General features: G+C 41.4%; 23 protein-coding genes. 17 read left to right on the forward strand and 6 right to left on the reverse strand.

Annotated elements, in window-relative coordinates; genetic code table 11:
- Nucleotides 1–60 precede the first annotated feature (60 nt).
- Nucleotides 61–339, reverse strand: a complete 279-nt coding sequence (locus FTT74_RS02475) for a peptidylprolyl isomerase (protein ID WP_004972420.1) — start codon at nucleotides 337–339, stop codon at nucleotides 61–63.
- A complete protein-coding gene (gene mutM / locus FTT74_RS02480; RefSeq protein ID WP_179988521.1) occupies nucleotides 336–1,196 on the reverse strand; it encodes a bifunctional DNA-formamidopyrimidine glycosylase/DNA-(apurinic or apyrimidinic site) lyase in 861 nt (286 codons plus the stop codon). Before mutM ends, FTT74_RS02475 begins: the two co-directional genes overlap by 4 nt.
- A 288-nt stretch (nucleotides 1,197–1,484) precedes the next feature.
- On the opposite strand from mutM, the gene FTT74_RS02485 reads away from it, so the two are divergent.
- Both FTT74_RS02485 and FTT74_RS02490 read left to right on the forward strand, forming a co-directional pair.
- Nucleotides 1,485–2,621 (forward strand): NADH:flavin oxidoreductase/NADH oxidase, encoded by a 1,137-nt coding sequence (locus FTT74_RS02485; protein ID WP_179988522.1) that lies wholly within the window; start codon nucleotides 1,485–1,487, stop codon nucleotides 2,619–2,621.
- A gap of 123 nt (nucleotides 2,622–2,744) precedes the next feature.
- Complete coding sequence (locus FTT74_RS02490) at nucleotides 2,745–3,677, forward strand: AEC family transporter (protein ID WP_096901559.1); 933 nt, start codon at nucleotides 2,745–2,747, stop codon at nucleotides 3,675–3,677.
- Between the two features lie 102 nt (nucleotides 3,678–3,779).
- Here FTT74_RS02490 and FTT74_RS02495 read toward each other — a convergent pair whose 3' ends face one another.
- Both FTT74_RS02495 and FTT74_RS02500 read right to left on the reverse strand, forming a co-directional pair.
- Complete coding sequence (locus FTT74_RS02495) at nucleotides 3,780–4,586, reverse strand: tetratricopeptide repeat protein (protein ID WP_131260788.1); 807 nt, start codon at nucleotides 4,584–4,586, stop codon at nucleotides 3,780–3,782.
- 186 nt (nucleotides 4,587–4,772) lie between these two features.
- Nucleotides 4,773–5,495, reverse strand: coding sequence for a folate-binding protein YgfZ (locus FTT74_RS02500; RefSeq protein WP_004972410.1), 723 nt, complete (start codon nucleotides 5,493–5,495; stop codon nucleotides 4,773–4,775).
- 256 nt (nucleotides 5,496–5,751) lie between these two features.
- Between FTT74_RS02500 and acnD the strand changes: the two genes are divergently transcribed.
- From acnD to FTT74_RS02570, 14 genes are all read left to right on the forward strand, one after another.
- Nucleotides 5,752–8,358, forward strand: a complete 2,607-nt coding sequence (gene acnD / locus FTT74_RS02505; protein ID WP_096901558.1) for a Fe/S-dependent 2-methylisocitrate dehydratase AcnD — start codon at nucleotides 5,752–5,754, stop codon at nucleotides 8,356–8,358.
- Between the two features lie 296 nt (nucleotides 8,359–8,654).
- Nucleotides 8,655–8,885 (forward strand): antitoxin, encoded by a 231-nt coding sequence (locus FTT74_RS02510; RefSeq protein ID WP_004972406.1) that lies wholly within the window; start codon nucleotides 8,655–8,657, stop codon nucleotides 8,883–8,885.
- Nucleotides 8,885–9,304, forward strand: a complete 420-nt coding sequence (locus FTT74_RS02515; protein WP_136144745.1) for a type II toxin-antitoxin system VapC family toxin — start codon at nucleotides 8,885–8,887, stop codon at nucleotides 9,302–9,304. Before FTT74_RS02510 ends, FTT74_RS02515 begins: the two co-directional genes overlap by 1 nt.
- A gap of 130 nt (nucleotides 9,305–9,434) precedes the next feature.
- Nucleotides 9,435–9,578, forward strand: coding sequence for a hypothetical protein (locus FTT74_RS02520; protein ID WP_096901556.1), 144 nt, complete (start codon nucleotides 9,435–9,437; stop codon nucleotides 9,576–9,578).
- A 107-nt stretch (nucleotides 9,579–9,685) separates the two neighbouring features.
- On the forward strand, nucleotides 9,686–10,258 hold the full coding sequence (locus FTT74_RS02525) for a DUF4126 domain-containing protein (protein WP_136144743.1): 573 nt from the start codon (nucleotides 9,686–9,688) through the stop codon (nucleotides 10,256–10,258).
- Nucleotides 10,259–10,822: 564 nt separating this feature from the next.
- Nucleotides 10,823–11,074, forward strand: a complete 252-nt coding sequence (locus FTT74_RS02530; RefSeq protein WP_004972400.1) for a DUF6868 family protein — start codon at nucleotides 10,823–10,825, stop codon at nucleotides 11,072–11,074.
- Nucleotides 11,075–11,193: 119 nt separating this feature from the next.
- Complete coding sequence (locus FTT74_RS02535; protein WP_096901554.1) at nucleotides 11,194–11,907, forward strand: SIMPL domain-containing protein; 714 nt, start codon at nucleotides 11,194–11,196, stop codon at nucleotides 11,905–11,907.
- 165 nt (nucleotides 11,908–12,072) lie between these two features.
- Nucleotides 12,073–12,738, forward strand: coding sequence for an RluA family pseudouridine synthase (locus FTT74_RS02540; protein WP_179988523.1), 666 nt, complete (start codon nucleotides 12,073–12,075; stop codon nucleotides 12,736–12,738).
- Between the two features lie 281 nt (nucleotides 12,739–13,019).
- Nucleotides 13,020–13,952 carry a DUF5660 family protein gene (locus tag FTT74_RS02545; RefSeq protein WP_179988524.1) on the forward strand — a complete coding sequence of 311 codons (933 nt, stop codon included), beginning with the start codon at nucleotides 13,020–13,022 and terminating at the stop codon, nucleotides 13,950–13,952.
- Nucleotides 13,953–14,137: 185 nt separating this feature from the next.
- Nucleotides 14,138–14,515, forward strand: a complete 378-nt coding sequence (locus FTT74_RS02550; protein WP_004972392.1) for a ribonuclease E inhibitor RraB — start codon at nucleotides 14,138–14,140, stop codon at nucleotides 14,513–14,515.
- A gap of 115 nt (nucleotides 14,516–14,630) precedes the next feature.
- Entirely contained in the window at nucleotides 14,631–14,996 is a 366-nt protein-coding gene (locus FTT74_RS02555) for a DUF488 domain-containing protein (RefSeq protein WP_004972391.1), read from the forward strand.
- A gap of 93 nt (nucleotides 14,997–15,089) precedes the next feature.
- The gene (locus FTT74_RS02560; protein ID WP_004972388.1) at nucleotides 15,090–15,431 is read left to right on the forward strand and encodes a zinc ribbon domain-containing protein YjdM; all 342 of its coding nucleotides are present in this window, start codon (nucleotides 15,090–15,092) and stop codon (nucleotides 15,429–15,431) included.
- 240 nt (nucleotides 15,432–15,671) lie between these two features.
- Nucleotides 15,672–16,013: a YegP family protein gene (locus FTT74_RS02565; protein ID WP_004972386.1), complete on the forward strand. Its 342-nt coding sequence runs from the start codon at nucleotides 15,672–15,674 to the stop codon at nucleotides 16,011–16,013.
- A gap of 146 nt (nucleotides 16,014–16,159) precedes the next feature.
- The gene (locus FTT74_RS02570) at nucleotides 16,160–17,227 is read left to right on the forward strand and encodes a DUF1176 domain-containing protein (protein WP_179988525.1); all 1,068 of its coding nucleotides are present in this window, start codon (nucleotides 16,160–16,162) and stop codon (nucleotides 17,225–17,227) included.
- Between the two features lie 121 nt (nucleotides 17,228–17,348).
- Here the strand turns inward: FTT74_RS02570 and FTT74_RS02575 are convergent, their stop codons facing one another.
- Together FTT74_RS02575 and FTT74_RS02580 are read right to left on the reverse strand one after the other, a co-directional pair.
- Complete coding sequence (locus FTT74_RS02575) at nucleotides 17,349–18,284, reverse strand: tRNA-dihydrouridine synthase (RefSeq protein ID WP_179988526.1); 936 nt, start codon at nucleotides 18,282–18,284, stop codon at nucleotides 17,349–17,351.
- 316 nt (nucleotides 18,285–18,600) lie between these two features.
- Nucleotides 18,601–19,410, reverse strand: coding sequence for an inner membrane protein YpjD (locus FTT74_RS02580; RefSeq protein ID WP_004972376.1), 810 nt, complete (start codon nucleotides 19,408–19,410; stop codon nucleotides 18,601–18,603).
- Nucleotides 19,411–19,549: 139 nt separating this feature from the next.
- Here FTT74_RS02580 and ffh point away from each other — a divergent pair, with 139 nt between their 5' ends.
- Nucleotides 19,550–20,959, forward strand: a complete 1,410-nt coding sequence (gene ffh, locus FTT74_RS02585; RefSeq protein ID WP_096902093.1) for a signal recognition particle protein — start codon at nucleotides 19,550–19,552, stop codon at nucleotides 20,957–20,959.
- The last annotated feature ends 53 nt before the right edge of the window (nucleotides 20,960–21,012 follow it).

A 21,012-nucleotide genomic window follows, 5' to 3' on the forward strand; every position in this document is an offset into this window, starting at 1 on the left:
TTATGCGCCGTTTGTTTGCACCCTATTCTCTAGGATGGAGAGGCGCTGAAGGCATAAAAATTACATCCGAAACTTTACTTCTACCAAATGAAAACCAAACTGACTTTTTACAGGGCCGTGTAGTACGCGTTCTGCTGCGGTAAACACTAATTTATCAATGACGGGTACCAATTGTCCTTTTTTGACCTCACCCAATTCCCCACCTTTTTTTCCTGAAGGGCAGGTCGAAAATTGTTTGGCAATTTTGGCAAAATCAGCACCCGATTGAATCCGCTTTTTCAGTTGCTCACAGGTTTCTTTATCTTTCACTAAGATATGACGCACAATTGCGGTTCTCATATTGATTTACCTCGTTTGCTTGTTGCAGCTTTGGTCGCGGTAGGTACTTTTTTCAAAGGCTGACATTCAGGACAAAATACCGAGGCACGTTGGCCCAGTTTTAAATTTTCTAGTGTGGTTTCACAGTTCACACACATTTCACCTGCACGTCCATACGCCAACAAGGTTTGTTGGAAATAGCCATTTTCGCCCATCGCATTGCTGTAATCACGTAAGGTCGAACCGCCTAAATCAATCGCTTGTTTTAAAATGCGTTTGATTTCGAGCACTAGTTTTTCAATCTGTTTCAAACTGAGTGATGATGCAGGTTGTGCAGGGTGAATACCTAAATTAAACAGACTTTCCGTGGCATAAATATTGCCCACACCCACCACGACATGGTTATCCATAATTGCAACTTTGATGCCAACATTTTTGTTTTTGAGCTTCTGTGCAAGATAGTCGGGGTTAAAAGCGTCACTTAAAGGCTCAGGGCCAAGTGGATCAATCAGTTTCTGTTGCGAGCTTTCATCTAGCCATAAAATACAACCAAAACGACGTGGGTCGTGGTAGCGCAATTGCATATCTTCAAATTGAATAATCAGATGGTCGTGTTTGCGTAAATCTTCATGTGCATCGCAAAGACGAAAACTGCCTGACATACCCAAATGCCACAACATACTGTCTTGTTCAAACTGCGCCAAAATGTATTTGGATCTGCGGGTCAATTGCAGCAGTTTTTGCCCTTTAAGCTTGAGCAAGTCGTCTGGAATGGGCCAGCGTAAACTGGCTTGACGCACTTCTACATTCAGGACTTTTTGATCAAGTAGCGGCAATAGACTAGTTTTGGTAGTTTCAACTTCTGGTAATTCTGGCATGGTACAAATTCAATCCGCTTTTAGAAATTAAGCAGGCAAGGACATACAGTAATGCGCTTAATATTGGGCATTATCCATAGAATACAAGCCATAGTGTGCTGTCGCAAAATTATTCTGTGTAAAACAAAAGCAGGCTTTGCAAAAACCATACAACACGTTATAAATAAATCATTTTTAAACATCTATTATAGAAAAACCATCTAAAACAGATGGCAGATTCTGAGTGATTACTTCTTTTTTATTTAATGATTCGCTTTTGGTGAATCGCACTGTATGAGGGCTTGCAGCGTGACATTACTTTTTCAGCCGATTCAATTTGGATCACTGCAACTTGCCAACAAAATTGTTATCGCCCCGATGTGTCAATATTCTGCCAATGAACAAGGTGAATTGAGCTATTGGCATGAGCAGCAATGGGCCAATTATGCCTTGTCGGGCGCAGGGATGTGTATTGTAGAAGCCACGGCAGTGCAGGCAGCAGGACGTATTAGTTATGCAGATTTAGGCTTATGGAATGACATGCAGCGTGCGCAGATGAAAGCACTATTGCATAAAGTCAAAAGTATATCGCCTATGCCATTTGCTGTGCAGTTGGCACATGCGGGTCGTAAAGCCTCAACCGATAAACCTTGGCAGGGCAAAGGTCAGTTTAGCCCAAGTGATGCACATGGTTGGCAGACTGTATCGGCCAGTGAGTTACCATTTCAACCGCACGAACATCCTCCGCATGCTTTAACGCAAGATGAAATTCAACAGGTGATTGCAGACTTTGCCAGCGCCGCAGTGCGAGCGGTGGATGCAGGTTTTGACTTAATCGAAATTCATGCCGCACATGGCTATTTATTGCATCAATTTATGTCACCACTGTCTAATCACCGCCAAGATGAATATGGCGGCAGTTTGGAAAATCGGATTCGCCTTACATTGGAAGTATTTCAAGCGATTCAAAATGCTGTTCCACAAGGCTATCCAATTGGGGTGCGAATTTCTGCAACAGACTGGATGGATGATGCAGATGGCTGGAATGTGGAATCTTCTGTGGGTTTGGCAAAGGCACTAGAGCATTTAGGTGCGGCTTATATTCACGTGTCTAGCGGAGGTTTGCATGTCGATCAAAAAATTGATGTGCATGCGGGTTATCAAACGCCGTTTGCTCATGCAATTAAGCAAGCTGTAAAAATCCCTGTAATTGCGGTGGGTTTGATTACTGAAGCGATGCAGGCAGAAGGTATTTTGCAATATGAACAAGCCGATGCAATTGCGATAGCACGTGCCATTTTATATGACCCACGTTGGCCATGGCATGCTGCGGCAGAATTGGGTGAGCAGGTTGAGATTGCACCACAATATTTAAGATGTCAGCCACACGGATTCCGTCGTTTATTCCAGCCGTTTAAGCCAATAGAGGGTGATGCAGAAACCTGAGATTGGATCACTTAAAATAGGTGAAACTTAAACTATTTTGCCGTGCTTTATTGGAGGATTCGGTGTAAGGTAAATCAGTAAAACCATGCAGAAATATGGGCAACACTGAAAAAGGATGTCAGGGTGTTACTGAGTATTTTATTTCCCATTTGTACCGTAGTACTGTTGGGATATTTTGCCGTCAGAAGCCAATTTATTGAGACCAGTGCGATTCAGTTTCTAGGTCAATTTGTCATGAAAGTGGCGTTGCCTGCATTTCTATTGCAGGCATTGGCCAGTAAAAGTTTGTCAGAAATCTGGCATCCCGCTTATTTTTTAGGTTACGGTGGCGGTTCTATTCTGCTGTTTATCTTTGCCTTTTTACTGTATCGGCATTATTTTAATTCAAACTTAACCCATGCCAGTGTCTTGGCAATGGGTGCATCAATGTCAAATACAGGGTTTATTGGCACTGCTATTTTGACTTTGTTGATTGGCAGTCAATCGGCAATTTATTTGTCTTTAACTTTAATTGTCGAAAATTTAATTATTGTGGCATTGATGCTGATTTTGGCAGAACGAGGGCTACAATCTTCAGCGAAATCAGGTTGGCAGGTGTATGCCGAAACTGTGCAGCGCTTACTGAAAAATCCAGTAATTTTATCTATTTTATTGGGTATGCTGTGCGTATTGTTGAATTTCAAACTGCCGCAAGCTATTGCACAAGTGCTGGAAATGTTGGGCAAAACTGCTTCACCTTTGGCTTTATTTGTGATAGGTGGAAGTTTGGTCGGCATGCAAATCAAGTCGGTGAATTTGCAAAGTATTGTTTTGGTTGCATTCAAAGTATTGCTGATGCCACTCACGATTTTTGGAATTTTATGGGCATTAGATGTGAACCGAGAAATGCTATTTGTCGGGACTTTGCTTGCGGCTTTACCAATGCCAATTGCCTTTGGTATTTTCGGGCAGCACTATGGTTTACATGAAAAAGCCTTAGCCCCCTTGGTGTTGAGTACAGTTTTTGGTTTTGTGATGGTGGCGATTTTATTGACACAATCGGGTAAGTATTTATAGCATCGGTATCGAAGTGCTCAAATCATAAAAAAAGTCTGTACCATGCTGATACAGACTTTTTTAAAAATTTCTCTGATTAATAGCTTTTATAAAGAAACTATCTTAACTTTTCTTAGCGGTTGCCTTGTTGGAAGCTTTGGCTTGATCTGCCATCATTTTTTCAACCACAGCCAATGATTCTTTGGCTTGCGCTACATTTTCCTGTGCCAGTGAGGCAAAAATCTTTTTCGCTTCAGGCAAGTTTTGCGGCACGATATTGCCATTCACAAACATATTGCCCACTGCCATGAGTGCAGGAATATAACCCTTTTGCGCCAAGTTTTGAATGCTTTGCAGCCCTTGCTTAATTGGTGCTTCATCTTTGTTTTTAAAGCCTGTGCTAATTTCGTACAAGGCTTTTGCATGTATGGCTTGATAATGATCTTTGGCAATTAAAGGTTGTAATAGTTTTAAACCTTTTTGGTCAGATGCTGCCGTATTTTCCGAGAAATATAAAACGGCTAAATCGACTGTGGCATCATTAAAACCCTGATTGGATGCCGTCTGTAAATATTGTTTGGCTTTAGCAGCATCCTGTTTTAAACCCAGTGCGCCAGTAAGATAGTTTTTGCCTAAAACATAACTCGCAACTGGGTAGCCTTTTTGGGCAGATTGCTCATACAACTGAATGGCTTTCTTTTCATTTTTTGCTGTGCCTTGTCCAGTTTGTGTCAAATAGCCTAAGTTATACATGGCTTGCGCATTGCCTGTTTTGGCAAGCTTTTCTAATTCCTGATAGGCATCTTTAACCTTGTTGGCTTGAATTAATTGTTCAATTTTGGCAAAAGCAGGATCGGTTGGAATGTTGCTATTTGCCATACTGATGCTGCTAGATAGGGCGATTGCACCCGCAATGAGTAGTTTTTTCATCATTTGAGTTGTACCTTGTTCTCTTTTACACATCATTCCGTTGATGTGCGTTTTGTTTTTACAGTGGTGCATTCATCATAAGTTGAAAAGTGTGAATGTAAATATAAAAAATGTGTACGAATGCTTTTTCATTGTCATTTGAAGGGAATCTTGCGACTCCCTTAACCTGAGCGGGTGGAATCTATTTTATTGCGGACGTGCAACATCGCCATTCAAATGTTCAGGCAAAGCCAATACTTGTACAGCTAACTCTTCCAAAGCACTTGGTTTGGCAACCACCAACGCTTTAAAACCTTCTGCAGTCGCTATGCTATTCACCACTTCCACATCATTATTCAGTTTGGCGGCAGGTGCAGGTGCTTCGCCTGAACCCTGAATTAAATGCAACCAATGTTTTGGTTTGGCTTTAAACCATAAACGTGCCACGACTTCCTGACCCAAATAACAGCCTTTGTCATAATGCACGCCATCTCGTTGATGCAAACGCAATTCCTGCGGTTGAAACACTTCTGCTGTTGAGGCTTGAATCCATGCCTGACCTGTTTCAATCGCTTGTAGTTGCCATGCGTTTAAATCAGTCACTTCAGCTGAAAATTCAGTTTGATTGCCCTGAATGGTTGGGTAAACCGTACCGATGGTTTCAAGCTGCATTTTTGAAAATGCACCAAACTTTTTAATGTGTTTGGCTAAATCTTCGGCTTGGTCGGCTGTGCTGATGATTTCAAAACATTCGGACGAGATTTTTTTAAGCCAGAAGCCAAACTGAACGCGTCCTTTTAAACTGCAAATTGCGGTATAACAGGTTGTATTTTCAGCTAATGTTTCGACATTGACTGTTACCTGACCTTGCAGGAATTTTTGTGCATCGACACCGTTTAAACTTAAAGCACTGAAAGCTAAATCGCGCATGAATAACCTTTCACATTGAAATCTAAGACTAAAGAATGAGGTCAATTTTGCGCTATTTTTCAAAAAAAAGCATTTTTAGGGCAAGAATTTTACTCAAAATGTAATTAAATGTTTCAAAAACCCCTGTTTTTATATTTAAGTATATGAAATATATAGGATTTGGGAAATGGGTTTTTGGCAGCGTACAATGCTTTCGACGGGTGGAAACAATCATCCCATAAGATGTTGAGAACAATAGAGTAAGGGCGAATACCAGATGAATAACAACTACCGCAAACCACTGCAAGGCACTCAGCTCGATTTTTATGACGTGCGACAAGCCGTTGAAGATATCCAGCCAGGCGCTTATGCCAAACTTCCTTATACCTCAAAAGTACTTGCAGAACAGTTAGTGCGCCGTTGTGACCCTGCAATTTTAGAACAATCTTTAAAACAATTGATTGAGCGTAAACAAGAGCATGATTTTCCGTGGTATCCAGCGCGTGTGGTGTGTCACGACATCTTGGGGCAAACTGCGCTCGTTGACTTGGCAGGTTTACGTGATGCGATTGCCGATCAGGGCGGCGATCCTTCTAAAGTGAATCCTGTCGTACCTACCCAGTTAATTGTCGATCACTCTTTAGCTGTGGAATATGGCGGTTTTGACCCAGATGCTTTCCGTAAAAACCGTGAAGTGGAAGATCGTCGTAATGAAGACCGTTTCCACTTTATTGAATGGACGAAAACTGCATTTGAAAATGTTGATGTGATTCCTGCAGGCAACGGCATCATGCACCAGATTAATCTGGAAAAAATGTCACCAGTCATTCAAAACCGTGAAGGCATTGCATTCCCAGATACTTGTGTGGGTACAGACTCACACACACCACATACCGATGCTTTGGGTGTCATTTCTGTAGGTGTAGGCGGTCTTGAAGCTGAAAACGTGATGTTGGGTCGTGCTTCTTGGATGCGTCTGCCAGACATTATTGGTGTGGAGTTGGTCGGTCAGCGTCAGGCTGGTATTACGGCAACGGACATCGTATTGGCTTTAACCGAGTTTTTGCGTAAAGAACGTGTGGTCGGTGCATATTTAGAATTCTTTGGTGAAGGTGCAGATAGCATGTCGGTGGGGGATCGTGCCACGATTTCCAACATGACACCTGAATATGGTGCAACTGCCGCTATGTTCTACATCGATCAAAACACCATCGACTATTTAACCTTAACAGGTCGTGAAGCAGATCAGGTCAAACTGGTTGAAACTTATGCTAAAGAAATTGGTCTTTGGGCATCTGAAATGACACAGGCAGAGTATCCACGTGTATTACGTTTTGACCTTTCAACAGTAACTCGTAACATTGCAGGCCCATCGAATCCGCATGCGCGTGTTTCAACTGCAGACTTAAAAGAAAAAGGCATTGCAGGTGTGGTTGAAAACCGTACTGATGGTTTAATGCCAGATGGTGCCATCATCATTGCTGCGATTACCTCTTGTACTAATACCTCAAACCCGCGTAATACTGTAGCAGCAGGTTTGTTGGCACGTAAAGCCAATGAGTTAGGTTTAGTGCGTAAGCCTTGGGTGAAATCATCATTTGCACCAGGTTCTAAAGCGGCTGCATTGTATTTGGAAGAAGCAGGCGTACTGAAAGACTTAGAAAAACTTGGTTTTGGTATTGTCGCTTATGCATGTACTACTTGTAACGGTATGTCTGGTGCATTAGACCCAGCGATTCAACAAGAAATTATTGACCGTGACTTGTATGCGACTGCTGTGCTGTCGGGTAACCGTAACTTTGATGGTCGTATCCATCCGTATGCGAAACAAGCATTTTTGGCATCGCCACCGTTGGTTGTGGCTTATGCGATTGCAGGAACGATTCGTTTTGACATCGAAAAAGATGCTTTGGGCACAGATCAAAATGGTAACCCGATTTATCTGAAAGATATTTGGCCATCTGATGCTGAAATTGATGCTTTGGTGAAAGAATCGGTTAAACCTGAACAATTCCGCCAAGTGTACATTCCAATGTTCGATTTGGGAGAGTCGGAAAAATCTGAAAGTCCACTCTACGACTGGCGTCCACAAAGTACTTATATCCGCCGTCCACCATATTGGGAAGGTGCATTGGCTGCGCCACGTACTTTAGCCAATATGCGTCCGTTGGCAATTTTGGGCGATAACATCACCACAGACCATTTATCTCCATCGAATGCGATTATTTTAGACTCGGCAGCAGGGGAATATTTGGCAAAAATGGGCTTGCCAGAAGAAGATTTCAACTCTTATGCAACGCATCGCGGTGATCATTTGACTGCACAGCGTGCAACTTTGGCGAATCCGAAATTGTTTAATGAAATGGTGGTACGTTCAGACGGCACAATTAAGCAAGGTTCTAAAGCGCGTGTTGAGCCAGAAGGCGAAGTAATGCGTATGTGGGAAGCGATTGAAACTTATATGAACCGTAAGCAGCCGTTAATTATTATTGCGGGTGCAGATTATGGTCAGGGTTCAAGCCGTGACTGGGCTGCAAAAGGCGTGCGTCTTGCGGGTGTGGAAGCGATTGTGGCTGAAGGTTTTGAGCGTATTCACCGTACCAACTTGGTGGGTATGGGCGTATTGCCACTTGAGTTTAAAGCGGGTGTTAACCGTAAAACTTTAGGTTTGGATGGTACGGAACTTTATAGCGTGATTGGTAATATTGCGCCACGTTCGACTTTGACTTTGGTGATTGAGCGTTCAACGGATGATGGTAAAAACCAAACAATTGAAGTGCCAGTAACTTGTCGTTTAGATACCGAAGAAGAAGTATCTGTGTATGAGGCGGGCGGTGTATTGCAACGCTTTGCGCAGGATTTCTTGGAAGGGAATGTGGCTTGATGATGTTTTAAGAATCTTCTTTAATTTTTCTTCTTTAAAGAAATGTTAGAGAATGATTATTGTTGAGAAAAGACCTCATTGTTAAGTGAGGTCTTTTTTTTTTGGAAGATGAATATATTGTGAATTAAACAGCAAACTCCTTGTAAACCTAACTTAATTTTCTAAAAAGTATCTTTCATTCAAAAAATCAGCAGTTATCAAAAACAATAAAATTTAAAAGTAGAAGTTTATTTGGTTGAAAAACACCCAATAAATACCTATCATAAGATATGTATCAAAAACGATGGAGTAGCCCAATGACTACCGCAAAAGTTTTTATGACAGGACGAAGTCAAGCCATTCGATTGCCTAAAGAATTTCGCTTTGAAGGCAAAGAAGTTGAAATCTTTCGTCGTGGTGATGAAGTGATTCTTCGTGAAAAACCAGTCACGGTAGATCGGTTATTTAAAGCGTTATCCCAAATGCCAAATGACTTTTATGCAGATGAAAGAGAAGATCTGCCGCCTCAAGAACGGGAAATGTTCTAATGCAAGTACAATATTTATTAGATACAAATATTTGTATTTACATTATTAAATACCAACCTGAAATTGTGCGTCAGTATTTTGAAAAACATCTTCCGCATCGAAATATATTAATTTCTGTCATTACGTTGGGAGAATTACGTTTTGGTGCAGAAAAAAGTCAACATAAAGAAAAGGCTTTAAAAGTCATAGATGAATTAACATCAATGATTCAAGTGGTTGAATTGGATGAAAATGTTGCACACCATTATGCAGAAATACGCCAGAACTTTGCATCTAAGGGGCAGATCATTGGCGCAAATGACTTATGGTTAGCAGCACATGCACGTGCAAATCATTGGGTCATGGTCACCAATAACGAAAAAGAATTTACTCGTGTCGATGGATTAAAAGTCGAAAACTGGGTATCTAATCCTTTGTAATTGAGTTAGATTTTTTATAAAAATCATCCTTCGCCCAACTGCCCTCATCACCCGTCAAAATGGACAATAGACAATCATCACAGAATAGATATACTGGATTGACCATTTCTAAACCACACGGAGAACAAAGATGGTAACTGCAGGTGATAAACCAGGAACAGGCTTCTATTTTTGTGTCCAATGCGGGCATCGCGTTTACTTAGAAATTGGTACAGACCGTCTACCACCGTGTACCAAATGCCATGGCACCGAATATAACAACAAGGTTGCCTAAGCTACACGACTTAAAACAGCTGATCCTGTTTTTAATCTAAAGCCCTATCACCCGATGGGGCTTTTTGCTATTTTACCTAAAGAAAACCCAAGGCAATGAGGTACAACATGGAAACAATACTCGGTTTATGTGTCGGCATTGGGCTAAGTGCTGCCAGTGGTTTTCGGGTTTTCGTACCTATATTGGTTATGAGTGTTGCCGCGCTCATGGGTTGGTTTGAACCCTTAAAAGGTTTTGAATGGTTGGCGATGCCTGCTGTTTGTCTGGCTTTGACCGTGGCAACAATCAGTGAAATTGCTGCGTATTATGTACCGTGGGTTGATAACTTACTCGATACCGTTGCAACGCCTGCCGCCATGATTGCAGGTACACTCACCACAATGGCTGTAAGCAGTGGCGAAATGTCGCAATTTGCCAGTTGGGCTTCTGCCATTATTGTCGGTGGTGGAACAGCAGGTGTGGTGCAAATGAGTACAGTTGCGGCACGTGGTGTATCAACCGCAACCACAGGCGGTGTTGCAAATCCTGTGATTTCTACAGGAGAGTGGATTGGGGCTGCCGTACTTTCAGTGTTGTCCTTCATTGTGCCTGTATTGGTGGTTTTTGTGGTGCTCCTGACCTTAATTTGGGCAATTCGCTGGATTCGAGGAAAAAAGAAAGTTGTTGAATCCTCCACATAGGTTTGTGGTCAGTTTGAAAATATTTTAAAAATAAGTGTGGTAATAAATTTAATATTTGAGCTTTATTTGATGATTTAAGTGCATAAAAAATGTCTATTTGGAAAATTTTTTAAAATATGACTTAAAAAGTGATAAAAATTTTAAAAATTAATCAAAATAAAATCATTACGGGGAAACAATCCCATCCTCAAATCACTACTATATATCTCAAGGGTGTGATGGGGATCGAAAAGAGTAGATTGCTACCAGTTGCGTACAACGTGCGTGTAGTACTTACCCAAAAGGTCTCGATTCGGCTTAGGACGCTATAAACCAGAAGTTTATAGGCTATAAGATCATGGCTTATCCAGCATGATAGTTGAAGTAAACCACAGTTGTTTTCCCTAACACCCTAAAGAATATTGTTAAAAATATAAAAAACAAAACAAGATCAAGACAATAAAATCCAGACAAAATAAAAGCTTAAATGAATTTTAAACCATCTTTCTGCTACAAAACTCCCATCAAATTTTTCATTCAAATCTGTTAATTTGCAATAATCATCTACATCTAATTAGGTGTGATATGAGTGTTGATTACGATTTTTGGTGTCGTTTATTACTGACCTGCGCACTGATTAACTATGCCATTTTAATGCTGTGGTTTGTGGTGGTGATTTTCGCGCATGACTGGCTGCGACAGTTACATGGCAGATGGTTCAAATTGTCAGATGCAAGTTTTGATGCCATTCATTATGGCGGCATGGCAGTCTATAAAATTGGGGTATTGCTATTGAATATTGCGCCACTCATTGCGCTGTATATGATGCGACCTTAATTTAAAACTCTATAAACAAGCATCGAAAAGCATAGAAACAACCGCTTTAGACAGTACATTAAAAACACACGGTCATTGAAATAGAGGCGAAAAGCCCGCAATTTGAGGAGTTGGCAAACATGAATCAATTTAAACCTGCACTGATTTTAGGCGGTCTAATTTGTTTGGGGATGGTTATCGCGGGTTGGATTTTGGGCAATAGCGCACTCAAAATTAAACAATATGAGCGTGTGGTTTCAGTCAAAGGTTTGTCTGAACGAGAAGTAAAAGCCAATGTGGCGGTGTGGCCAATTCGTTTTAGTACTGCCAGTCAAGACTTGGCAGCGCTATACGACACCATGCAAAGCCAAACCTCCCAAATTCAAAACTTTTTAAAAAATGAAGGTTTTAGTTCTGAAGAAATTACCATTGCGGCACCTGTAATTACCGATAAATACGCCCAGCAATATGGTGGCGATGGTAATGTTGCTTTACGTTATACCGCACATCAAACCATTACGGTCTATACCAAAAATATTGATAAAGTGCGCAGCGCACAAAGTCGCTTGGTCGATTTAGGTAAAAATGGAATTGCCTTTGGCGGTGAGGATTACGGGCAACGCACCGAATATTTATATACGCAACTAAATGACATCAAACCTGCCATGATTGAGCAAGCCACACAAAATGCCCGCAGTGTTGCAGAAAAATTTGCTGCAGATTCTGACAGTCGTTTAGGCAAAATTAAATCGGCCAATCAGGGCGTATTTAGTATTGAAGACCGTGACAGCAACACGCCATATTTGAAAAAAGTACGTGTGGTGTCTACGGTGGAATACTATTTAGCAGACTAAGTTTGGCAGACTAAGTTTCGCAGACTAAGTTTGACAGATTAAGCTTGGCAGACTCAGCCAATTTAAAATCTAAATCTTTACACTAAAAAGTACATCGCCCGACTGAATTGACAGTTCGGGCTGTGCTTGATATTTTGCCCGCACCGCTTTGTATGCTGTATGTTCATGGCTTTAAACGACAACTTTATTTATGCACCTCCACAAGATCCCTTAGTAATTGTCTATGAAGATGACGATTTATTGGTGATTGATAAGCCCGCAGGTTTATTGTCGGTGCCTGGGCGTTTGCCCGAACATCAGGACAGCGCATATTTAAGAGTACTCGCAGATTATCCTCAGGCAAAAATTGCCCATCGTTTAGATATGGCGACCTCAGGCATTCTCATGTTCGCCAAGCATCGTGATGCAGAAGTCGCATTGAGTAAAATGTTTCAGGCGCGAACAGTAGAAAAAAACTACATTGCTTTAATTCAAGGCAAACTTGAAGGTGAGGGCAGTGTCGATGTGCCTTTAATTACCGATTGGGAAAACCGTCCACGCCAAATTGTGCATTTCGATTTAGGCAAGCCTGCGCAAACGCTGTATCAGGCTTTGGAATATTGTGCGGTTGAAGATATTACCCGTGTATTGCTCACCCCGCTTACAGGGCGCTCACATCAGTTACGAGTACACATGCAATATATTGGACATCCCATTACAGGCGATAAGTTATATCATCCTGAACCGAAAAAAAGCACTTTAGGTCGGATGGCGCTGCATGCCAGTTATTTGGCTTTCACGCAACCTTTAAGCCAAGTTCCTGTTGCAATTCGAGCACAGCTTCCTTTTTAGAGATTTTTGGATTCAATTTTTCTAACAGGCGCATATTTTTCAATTTTTTTGTGAAAATACTCAAAAATTGGGATAGTCTTCGTGCCGCTAACTCGCTAACGTATCCTTAGAGCTGTCGTTATTCATTTGCCTTGGCATAAATAAAGGATGTGAATAACTCGCTGTTTTAAAACTTTGTGTTTTTGAGTGTGGTGGGCTGTCAAAGCGGGTTAGAAAGCGTCTTTAAAAACTGAAGATGGTTTTTCAAAATATGGCAGACCAATGCGGGTGGGAGAAGTTATATGCTGTATATATTGGGTGCAATCATTATTGTTTTGGTGGTGATTATTTTTTGGCAATCTCAGCGCCGCCGTGAGTTGTCTGCCAGCATTCAATCTTTACAAAGCAATTTAGACCGCACTCGCTCCAATTTGGCGTCCGATGAGTTAGAAAGTAATGAATTAGAGCATCAGCTCACCATGCTACGCATCGAAATAGGCAGTTTAAAAGGTCGTTTAGAAACCTTGCAGCACTATCAACATATTTTAGACGTTGAGCAATATGTATTAGAACGTCGCCAACAAGTAGAAATGTTTGTAGAAATGATTAAATCCGAAGCGGAAAATACGCGGGAGCAGTGCAAGCAACAAGTTGAAAAAGTTCGAGATTTTTTAGCCGAGCATGAGCAAAAAACCAAAGCCAAAACGCTTAAAACAGCACAAGATCAATTGGGTGCTTTTTATAACTTGGTTGAAGAACGTCAGCAACTCGAACAGGTTATGACCGCGCTGTATCATAAAATTGAACATCATACGCCTGCTTTTCAGTTGCCTGCACAGCAGCTATTGGATGATCTGATTGAAGGTTATGGCTATAGTGATGCAGCACAACACCTGCAGCAAGTACGACACAAGATTCAAGATGCGGTCAAAAATCAAGAAGTTGCGCATTGTGCTTTTGTCGATGAGCAACGCCGTCTAGCGGCAGTGACTTTGCTGGCTCAAGCATTTAATAGTAAAGCAGATTTATATTTGGCGCAGCTGACTGAACATAATCTGGCTGAATCGCTTCAAGCTTTGCAGGATGATTTTACTTTGCTGAATCATTATGCGGCTGCATTTGGACACGCAAAAATTCTAGACTCTTACTTAACACTTCGACAAGAAGAATTAAAGTTTGCTGCTTTACTGTTGGCATTTAAACAGGAAAGCATCTTGTCAGATGCCACAAATTAAACTGGCTGCAAATGCTTAAAGCAATTGTAGTGTCATGTAAAAGCAAGCTTCTAGGTAATTCAGACTAAAGTCAGTGTAAAACGAGATGAAAATTGAGTCCTTCGGGCAAATTTGTGCTATGTTGAATTCACTATTTTGTCACTTGCCAGATATATATTGGCTAAAAAGATAACAAGGATATTCGCATGACACGTGACTATGAACAATTCCCTGATGATGATAATGGCAATGTACTTTGGCAAATGCATGAAGATGGGGATGACCTGACAGAGCCACATGAGATTGAGTACTCCATCGCTTTTACCACACAAGAACAAGCTGAAAAATGTGCTTTGTATTTGTTGGCCGAAGAACAAAAAATTTCATTATTCCAAGATGAAGAATCTGACGCAGTTGAATGGATCATTACCATTTATGTTTACATGGAACCAGAGTATTCAGACATTGTCGATTTAGAGCAATGGTTCAGCAAAATTGCTGAAGAACATGGCGGTGAATACGATGGCTGGGGCTGTATGGCTTACGTCTACGATGATGAAGACGAAGACGATTACGAAGATTAAATCGGGTATCTGAAAAGCATGTGTTGATCACATGCTTTTTTATTTGTGATACATAATCTGCTGCCTAAAACTTTGGCGCTGATGACGTCATCATAAAAGATGCATAGGTGCAAATATGGATATTGCAATGAAACGCGCTTATCTTGAAGCGACTCAGGCAGATGGAACACGGGTGTTGGTTGATCGTTTATGGCCGCGTGGTGTGAGTAAAGAACGCGCTCGTATTGACTTATGGCCCAAAGAAATTACGCCTTCGACTGGGCTGCGTAAATGGTATCATCAAAACCCTGAACAACATTGGGATGAGTTTCAGCAGCGTTATATAGCTGAATTAGCAGAGCAAGAAGAGGCTTTACAGGCGTTGTGTGAACTGGCACAGCAGCAAAAAATCACTCTGGTCACAGCAGCTAAAGATGAGCAGCACAATCATGTAGTGGTATTAAAACGCGTGATGCTGCAACGCTTAGCACAGTCCAATTAAAGAGTTTTATTTGATTATCCTTGTGCTTTATAAGGATTTTAAGTTTATGAAAATTCAGTAAAAAATGCTATAATATAGTTTTTGAGGTTTTTTATGTCTTTGCCAAATTGCCCAAAATGCCAATCAGAATACACTTACCAAGATGGCGACCTACTGATTTGTCCTGAATGCTCACATGAGTGGAAAGAAGGGGAACAGCTAGAAGAAACTGCTGCTGTGATTAAAGATGCAAACGGCAACGTGTTGGCAGATGGCGACACGGTGACTGTGATTAAAGACCTGAAGATTAAAGGTTCTTCGGCTGCTGTAAAAGTGGGAACGAAAGTGAAAAATATTCGCTTAATTCCAGATGCAGCAGATGGTCATGACATTGATTGTAAGATTGATGGCATGGGGGCTATGAAATTAAAATCTGAATATGTGAAAAAAGCTTAAGTTTAAGCAGATTTCAACAGCGCAGGCGACTTGAGTTGCCTGCGCTTTTTTATGGAGTTTATAAAAGTATTTTAGTATTCAAATTGAGCAACAATAACTTTAAGAGTGTACAAAATTAATACTGTTTTCTTGTGCCTAAGTCCTTTATATTTTAAGTGAAAAGAATAATTTTTAGGCAGTTTAAAGCCTAGCATCATTCAACAACACACTTCACCACTCATAAGAAAACTGGGGGCAAGTATGTCAGGATGGTTTGAGATTTCACAAGCAAGCAATGGTCAGTACCGCTTTGTACTTAAAGCTGGGAATGGCGAAATTATCTTAACCAGTGAACAGTATAAGGCGAAAGCATCGGCAAAAAATGGCATCGCTTCGGTACAAAAGAACAGTCAGGATGATGGGCGTTATGATCGACTGACATCTAAGAATGATAAGCCGTATTTTAATTTAAAAGCTGCCAACCATCAGATTATTGGTACGAGTCAGCTCTATACTTCTGAACAATCACGTGACAAAGGAATTGAGTCAGTGAAAACCAATGGCGCAAGCACCACGGTCAAGGATTTAACACAGGAATCGTAATTTTTTACATTAAATCTTGATGTTCAATTGCATTAGAAAAGCATGCTCTGGCGTGCTTTTTTATTGAGCTGAGTAGGCAAGGTGCTAAATTTAGCTTTGATTGAGCCGTTGAATTATAGATGACCATTTCAGGAGTTGCGAAGATTATGAATTTCAGATGCAATCTAAAAATATTGCTGGCGATCAGTGGTTTATTCGGTAGTGTTGGTATTTTTGCAGCACCGATCACTGCTGAAAAAACGATTGCTTCAAGCCAGTCGACTGCTTTGCAAGGACTGTATTTTCAGCATCAAGATTGGGAGTTGGCCTGTGATAATACAGGAACCTGCCGTGCCGCAGGCTACCAAAGCGATGATGATTTTGAACAACCGATCAGTATGTTATTGACCCGTCAAGCAGGTGCAAAGAGTGCTGTACAAGGGCAATTGCAAATTCAAGAAGATATTGCTCAAGCGACTTTATTTTTAAATGGACGCACTTTGCAACAATTAAACTTTCATGAAAGTATCGCCAATTTATCTGCTGCCAGTGTGCAAAAGCTGTTGGCGCAGGCGCGTCAGCATGTCGTGATCGAGTTAAAACATGGTCAACAACGCTGGAAATTGTCTGATGCAGGCATGAGTGCAGTGTTGCTAAAAATGGATGAATTTCAAAAACGTGTGGGTACAGACTCCGCAATATTGGCAAAAGGCAATCAAGCATCCACGCAGGTCTTAAAAGCGCAAGCGATGCCTAAAATTAACATTCTCATGCAGCCTCAACACCGAACCGCCAAAGCACAGGTGCTTACCGCGGCCAGTGCAGAAAAGTTATATCCAATTTTACAAAAAACTGTAGATCGTGAAGATTGTTATATGCTGTTTGAACCTGAACAAGCAGAACAGCAGATTCATACTTATCCCTTAAATCAAGATAGCGTGTTGGTTGAGGCAAGCTGTTGGCGAGGGGCTTATAATTGGGGTGTGGCTTATTGGGTTATGGATAAAAAACTGCAAAAGATACAGCAATTTGTAACTGATTCTGCTTCAGAATTTAGCAATGGACAGATTTTTGCCTATCAAAAAGGGCGTGGAATTGGCGATTGTTTCAGTCAAATTGAGTGGGCGTGGAATGGTCAGCAGTTTGTCAAAAGCTATCAATTCGATGCAGGACAATGCAAAGGTTTTGCAGGCAGTGCATGGGAAATGCCAAGCTTTGTCAGCAAGGTTGAATAAATGACATTCACTAGGGTCTGTTGACATTTCATAAATGGCTTGTGCTGTAGGCTAAAACTGAGCAGACCCTAATAAAAGCTGAAATTTTTTAGATAAATCTGGAGCTCGCTGGATGCACTGTTTAAGTCGCGTGTGCGACTAATTTTTCAATGATTTCATCCAACTTTTTCAGACGCTTGATTTCATCCCATAAAGCTTTGGCTTCGGGGTAATGTTTCGACATCATACCGAGCCATTGTTTATAACGTCCTAGCATGCCAATTTCAGTTTTGGCAGGGCCGTGAATAAAGCGAATTTGCAGTTGCAGCAAATCTTGCCAACTCAGCAAAGGCAGGTCTGAATTTTGACGAATACATTGGGTCAAATCTGGAGTGGTGACTGCACCGCGGCCAATCATCAAATCTTCACAGCCCGATTCTAACTGGCATTGTTTGGCATCGGCATTGTTCCAAATTTCACCATTGGCGATGACGTTAATCTTCAAGGCTTCACGAATAGGACGTAGCTGATCCCAAAATGCGGGAGGCGTATAGCCATCGGCTTTGGTACGTGCATGTACTGTAACCCATGCTGCGCCTGCATCTTCAATGGCGTGCGCATTTTCTAGCATGAAGTTCCGATCCATATAGCCTAGACGCATTTTGGCAGAAACTGGAATATGAGCAGGAACGGCATCGCGAACCGCTTTAACCAGTTCATATACTACTTCGGGTTCATCGAGTAAAACTGAACCGCCACGATGCCGATTGACTGTTTTGGCAGGGCAGCCAAAGTTCATATCAATTGCAGGTGCACCCATAGCCGCAACTTTGGCTGCATTGGCGGCTAACATTTCAGGATTATTCCCCAAAAACTGAACATGCACAGGCGTACCTGCCGCAGTTTTGCCATTGGTGAGTAGTTCTGGGCAATAGGTGTGGTAGATATGGTCTGGCAAAATGCTGTCTGTGACCCGAATAAACTCTGTTACACACCAGTCAAAACTGCCTACAGACGTGATTACATCACGCATGATGGGGTCGGTTAAGCCTTCCATGGGTGCAAGAATCAGTTTCACAAGATGCTGCCAGTTCAAACAAAAGTGGAGTTATACGTTTTTTTCTGTGGGTTGTCTAGGAAAAGGGTTTTGAATTGAAGTGGTTGTAGCTAAGGTTCTGGTATTTAAGCTGTTTTATTTGACACAGTGATCTGTATCTCAAGTTTTATCTAGTCCATGCAGTTGATGTGCATCCTAGACTAGATCTTTTAATTGAGTTCTTACATCGTTAGAAATCATTTAAATGATTGGCTTAATTTAAACAGCCCATTCCCCCTCGACTATGCTATTAAATAATTGATCATCCTACACTTTGAATGAGCAAAATAAAAACACCTTACTTACTCAAAATCATTTCCAACACAAATTTAGAACCAATAAAACCGAGCGCCAATAAAAAGAAGCCAATAATGGTAAAGCGAATCGCTTTTTGTCCACGCCAGCCAAACTTATAACGCCCAAGTAACAACGACCCATAGACAAACCAAGAAATAATACTAAAGGCAGTTTTATGTGCTAAATGCTGTGCAAAGAAATGTTCTACCGTAAAGAAACCAAAACCTAGTGCGACTGTGAGTAAGGCAAAACCTGCAATCAACATATCAAACAGCAAAGATTCCATATCTTGCAAAGACGGCAGCAAATTTACCCAAACCCGACGTTTTTGTTTGTTTTTCAGTTCGCGGTTTTGAAACCACATGAGCACGGCATGAATGGTCGCCATCAACAATACGGCATAAGCAGACAGCGATAAAATAATATGAATATCTAAACCAATCGAGTTTTGGTTAATAAATAAATTATGTTGGCTGAATGAAAAACCTGCAATTAAACCCACTGCTGCTACAGGAATACCAATCAAATTTAGCGCAATTACAGGTCGGTAACTGCTGAACAGCAAGCTCAATAACAACATTAAACCCGCAGTAAATGACATTAGGTTAAACACGTTGTAGTTGACACCCATCGGCGTCCACATATCGTTATACAACACGGCAGCATGCAGCAATAAGCCCAAACTGAGCAGAGAACGAATAAACCAGTGATTTGGCGCACGTTTAGACATTAAATGTGAAAATAAATACCAAAAAGAACTGGTATAAGCGATTAATGCTAAAATCGTATAAACCAAGGGGAGACTGATCATGTCAAACCTTTTTCAGGATGATGAATATTCATTTATATAAATTCGATGCGAACTACAGTATCCTATAGCATCTTGTGCATAAATTTTCTATTTTAAAGAAACATTTTTTTGCTAATGGCTATTTTAAGCGGAATTTGCAATGTTTGATACCTTAACAGAACGACTCACGCAGAGTTTAAGAAATGTTACTGGCTCAGGGCAGCTAACCGAAGACAATATTAAAGATACGTTACGTGAAGTACGTATGGCACTTCTTGAAGCCGATGTGGCGTTACCTGTAACTCGTGAATTCATCGCGAAAGTTAAGGAAGAGGCATTGGGTCAGGAAGTGATGACTCAGTTATCCCCTGGTCAGGCGTTCGTCAAAATTGTCTATGACGAACTCACAAAAATGATGGGCGAGGCCAATGAAAGCCTTGACCTTGCTGCCAAGCCACCGGTTGTGGTGTTATTGGCAGGTTTGCAGGGTGCGGGTAAAACCACCACTGCAGCAAAATTGGCACGTTTCTTACAAGAACGTCAAAAGAAAAAAGTGGCGATGGTGTCTGCCGACGTTTACCGTCCTGCGGCAATTAAACAGCTACAAACGGTTGCAGGCGAAGTTGGCGCAATTTTCTTTGACTCAAATGCCAATGAAAACCCTGTCGATATTGCCAACCGTGCCATCGAACAGGCAAAAATTCAGTTTGCTGATGTGTTAATTGTCGATACTGCAGGTCGTTTGCACGTCGATGATGACATGATGGATGAAATCAAGGCATTACATTCAGCGATTAAACCGACTGAAACCTTGTTCGTGGTTGATGCCATGACGGGTCAGGATGCGGCAAATACAGCCAAAGCCTTTAATGATGCCTTGCCATTAACAGGTGTAATCCTTACTAAAACTGATGGTGATGCGCGCGGTGGTGCAGCACTTTCAGTTCGTGCGATTACGGGTAAACCAATTAAATTCTTGGGGATGGGTGAAAAACTCGATGCCCTAGAGCCATTCCACCCAGAACGTGTTGCACAACGTATTTTGGGCATGGGTGACGTGCTGTCTTTGGTCGAAGAAGTTGAACGTAAAATCGACAAAGAAAAAGCCGAAAAAATGGCGAAAAAACTGCAAAAAGGCGGCAGCTTCAACTTTGAAGATATGCTGATGCAGTTTGAACAAATGAATAAAATGGGCGGCATGATGGGCTTCTTAGACAAGTTGCCTGGCATGAGCAACTCAGGTATTCAAGATGCAATTGCGCAAGCCAATCCTGAAAAGCAAGTGAAAAAGATGGAAGCGATTATCCAGTCGATGACCATCAAAGAGCGTCGTAACCCAGACCTGATGAATCCAAGCCGTAAAAAACGTATTGCTGCGGGTTGTGGTATGGATGTGTCAGAAGTGAATAAGTTGATCAAGCAACATGCACAAATGGCAAAAATGATGAAAAAATTTGCCAATCCATCGGGCATGGCAAAAATGATGCGTTCACTGGGCGGTTTACAAAAGCAATTCAGTGGCGGCGGTATGGGGCCATTGTTTGGTGGCAACGACCCAACCAAGAAATAATTGTTAAAAACATCTTAGAATCAAAGTGTTAAAAAAGCAGGCGCATAAAAATG

Source organism: Acinetobacter sp. YH01007 (assembly GCF_013420425.1).
GTDB classification, from domain to species: Bacteria; Pseudomonadota; Gammaproteobacteria; order Pseudomonadales; family Moraxellaceae; genus Acinetobacter; species Acinetobacter towneri.

Excerpts from the sequence above, each read along its gene's own strand:
- FTT74_RS02540 (WP_179988523.1), top strand. The coding sequence starts at position 12,073 with ATGGCTTTAAACGACAACTTTATTTATGCACCTCCACAAGATCCCTTA.
- mutM (WP_179988521.1), bottom strand. The coding sequence starts at position 1,196 with ATGCCAGAATTACCAGAAGTTGAAACTACCAAAACTAGTCTATTGCCG.
- FTT74_RS02570 (WP_179988525.1), top strand. The coding sequence starts at position 16,160 with ATGAATTTCAGATGCAATCTAAAAATATTGCTGGCGATCAGTGGTTTA.
- FTT74_RS02555 (WP_004972391.1), top strand. The coding sequence starts at position 14,631 with ATGGATATTGCAATGAAACGCGCTTATCTTGAAGCGACTCAGGCAGAT.
- FTT74_RS02520 (WP_096901556.1), top strand. The coding sequence starts at position 9,435 with ATGGTAACTGCAGGTGATAAACCAGGAACAGGCTTCTATTTTTGTGTC.
- FTT74_RS02495 (WP_131260788.1), bottom strand. The coding sequence starts at position 4,586 with ATGAAAAAACTACTCATTGCGGGTGCAATCGCCCTATCTAGCAGCATC.
- acnD (WP_096901558.1), top strand. The coding sequence starts at position 5,752 with ATGAATAACAACTACCGCAAACCACTGCAAGGCACTCAGCTCGATTTT.
- FTT74_RS02510 (WP_004972406.1), top strand. The coding sequence starts at position 8,655 with ATGACTACCGCAAAAGTTTTTATGACAGGACGAAGTCAAGCCATTCGA.
- FTT74_RS02515 (WP_136144745.1), top strand. The coding sequence starts at position 8,885 with ATGCAAGTACAATATTTATTAGATACAAATATTTGTATTTACATTATT.
- ffh (WP_096902093.1), top strand. The coding sequence starts at position 19,550 with ATGTTTGATACCTTAACAGAACGACTCACGCAGAGTTTAAGAAATGTT.
- FTT74_RS02545 (WP_179988524.1), top strand. The coding sequence starts at position 13,020 with ATGCTGTATATATTGGGTGCAATCATTATTGTTTTGGTGGTGATTATT.
- FTT74_RS02530 (WP_004972400.1), top strand. The coding sequence starts at position 10,823 with ATGAGTGTTGATTACGATTTTTGGTGTCGTTTATTACTGACCTGCGCA.
- FTT74_RS02525 (WP_136144743.1), top strand. The coding sequence starts at position 9,686 with ATGGAAACAATACTCGGTTTATGTGTCGGCATTGGGCTAAGTGCTGCC.
- FTT74_RS02565 (WP_004972386.1), top strand. The coding sequence starts at position 15,672 with ATGTCAGGATGGTTTGAGATTTCACAAGCAAGCAATGGTCAGTACCGC.
- FTT74_RS02475 (WP_004972420.1), bottom strand. The coding sequence starts at position 339 with ATGAGAACCGCAATTGTGCGTCATATCTTAGTGAAAGATAAAGAAACC.
- FTT74_RS02560 (WP_004972388.1), top strand. The coding sequence starts at position 15,090 with ATGTCTTTGCCAAATTGCCCAAAATGCCAATCAGAATACACTTACCAA.
- FTT74_RS02535 (WP_096901554.1), top strand. The coding sequence starts at position 11,194 with ATGAATCAATTTAAACCTGCACTGATTTTAGGCGGTCTAATTTGTTTG.
- FTT74_RS02580 (WP_004972376.1), bottom strand. The coding sequence starts at position 19,410 with ATGATCAGTCTCCCCTTGGTTTATACGATTTTAGCATTAATCGCTTAT.
- FTT74_RS02500 (WP_004972410.1), bottom strand. The coding sequence starts at position 5,495 with ATGCGCGATTTAGCTTTCAGTGCTTTAAGTTTAAACGGTGTCGATGCA.
- FTT74_RS02550 (WP_004972392.1), top strand. The coding sequence starts at position 14,138 with ATGACACGTGACTATGAACAATTCCCTGATGATGATAATGGCAATGTA.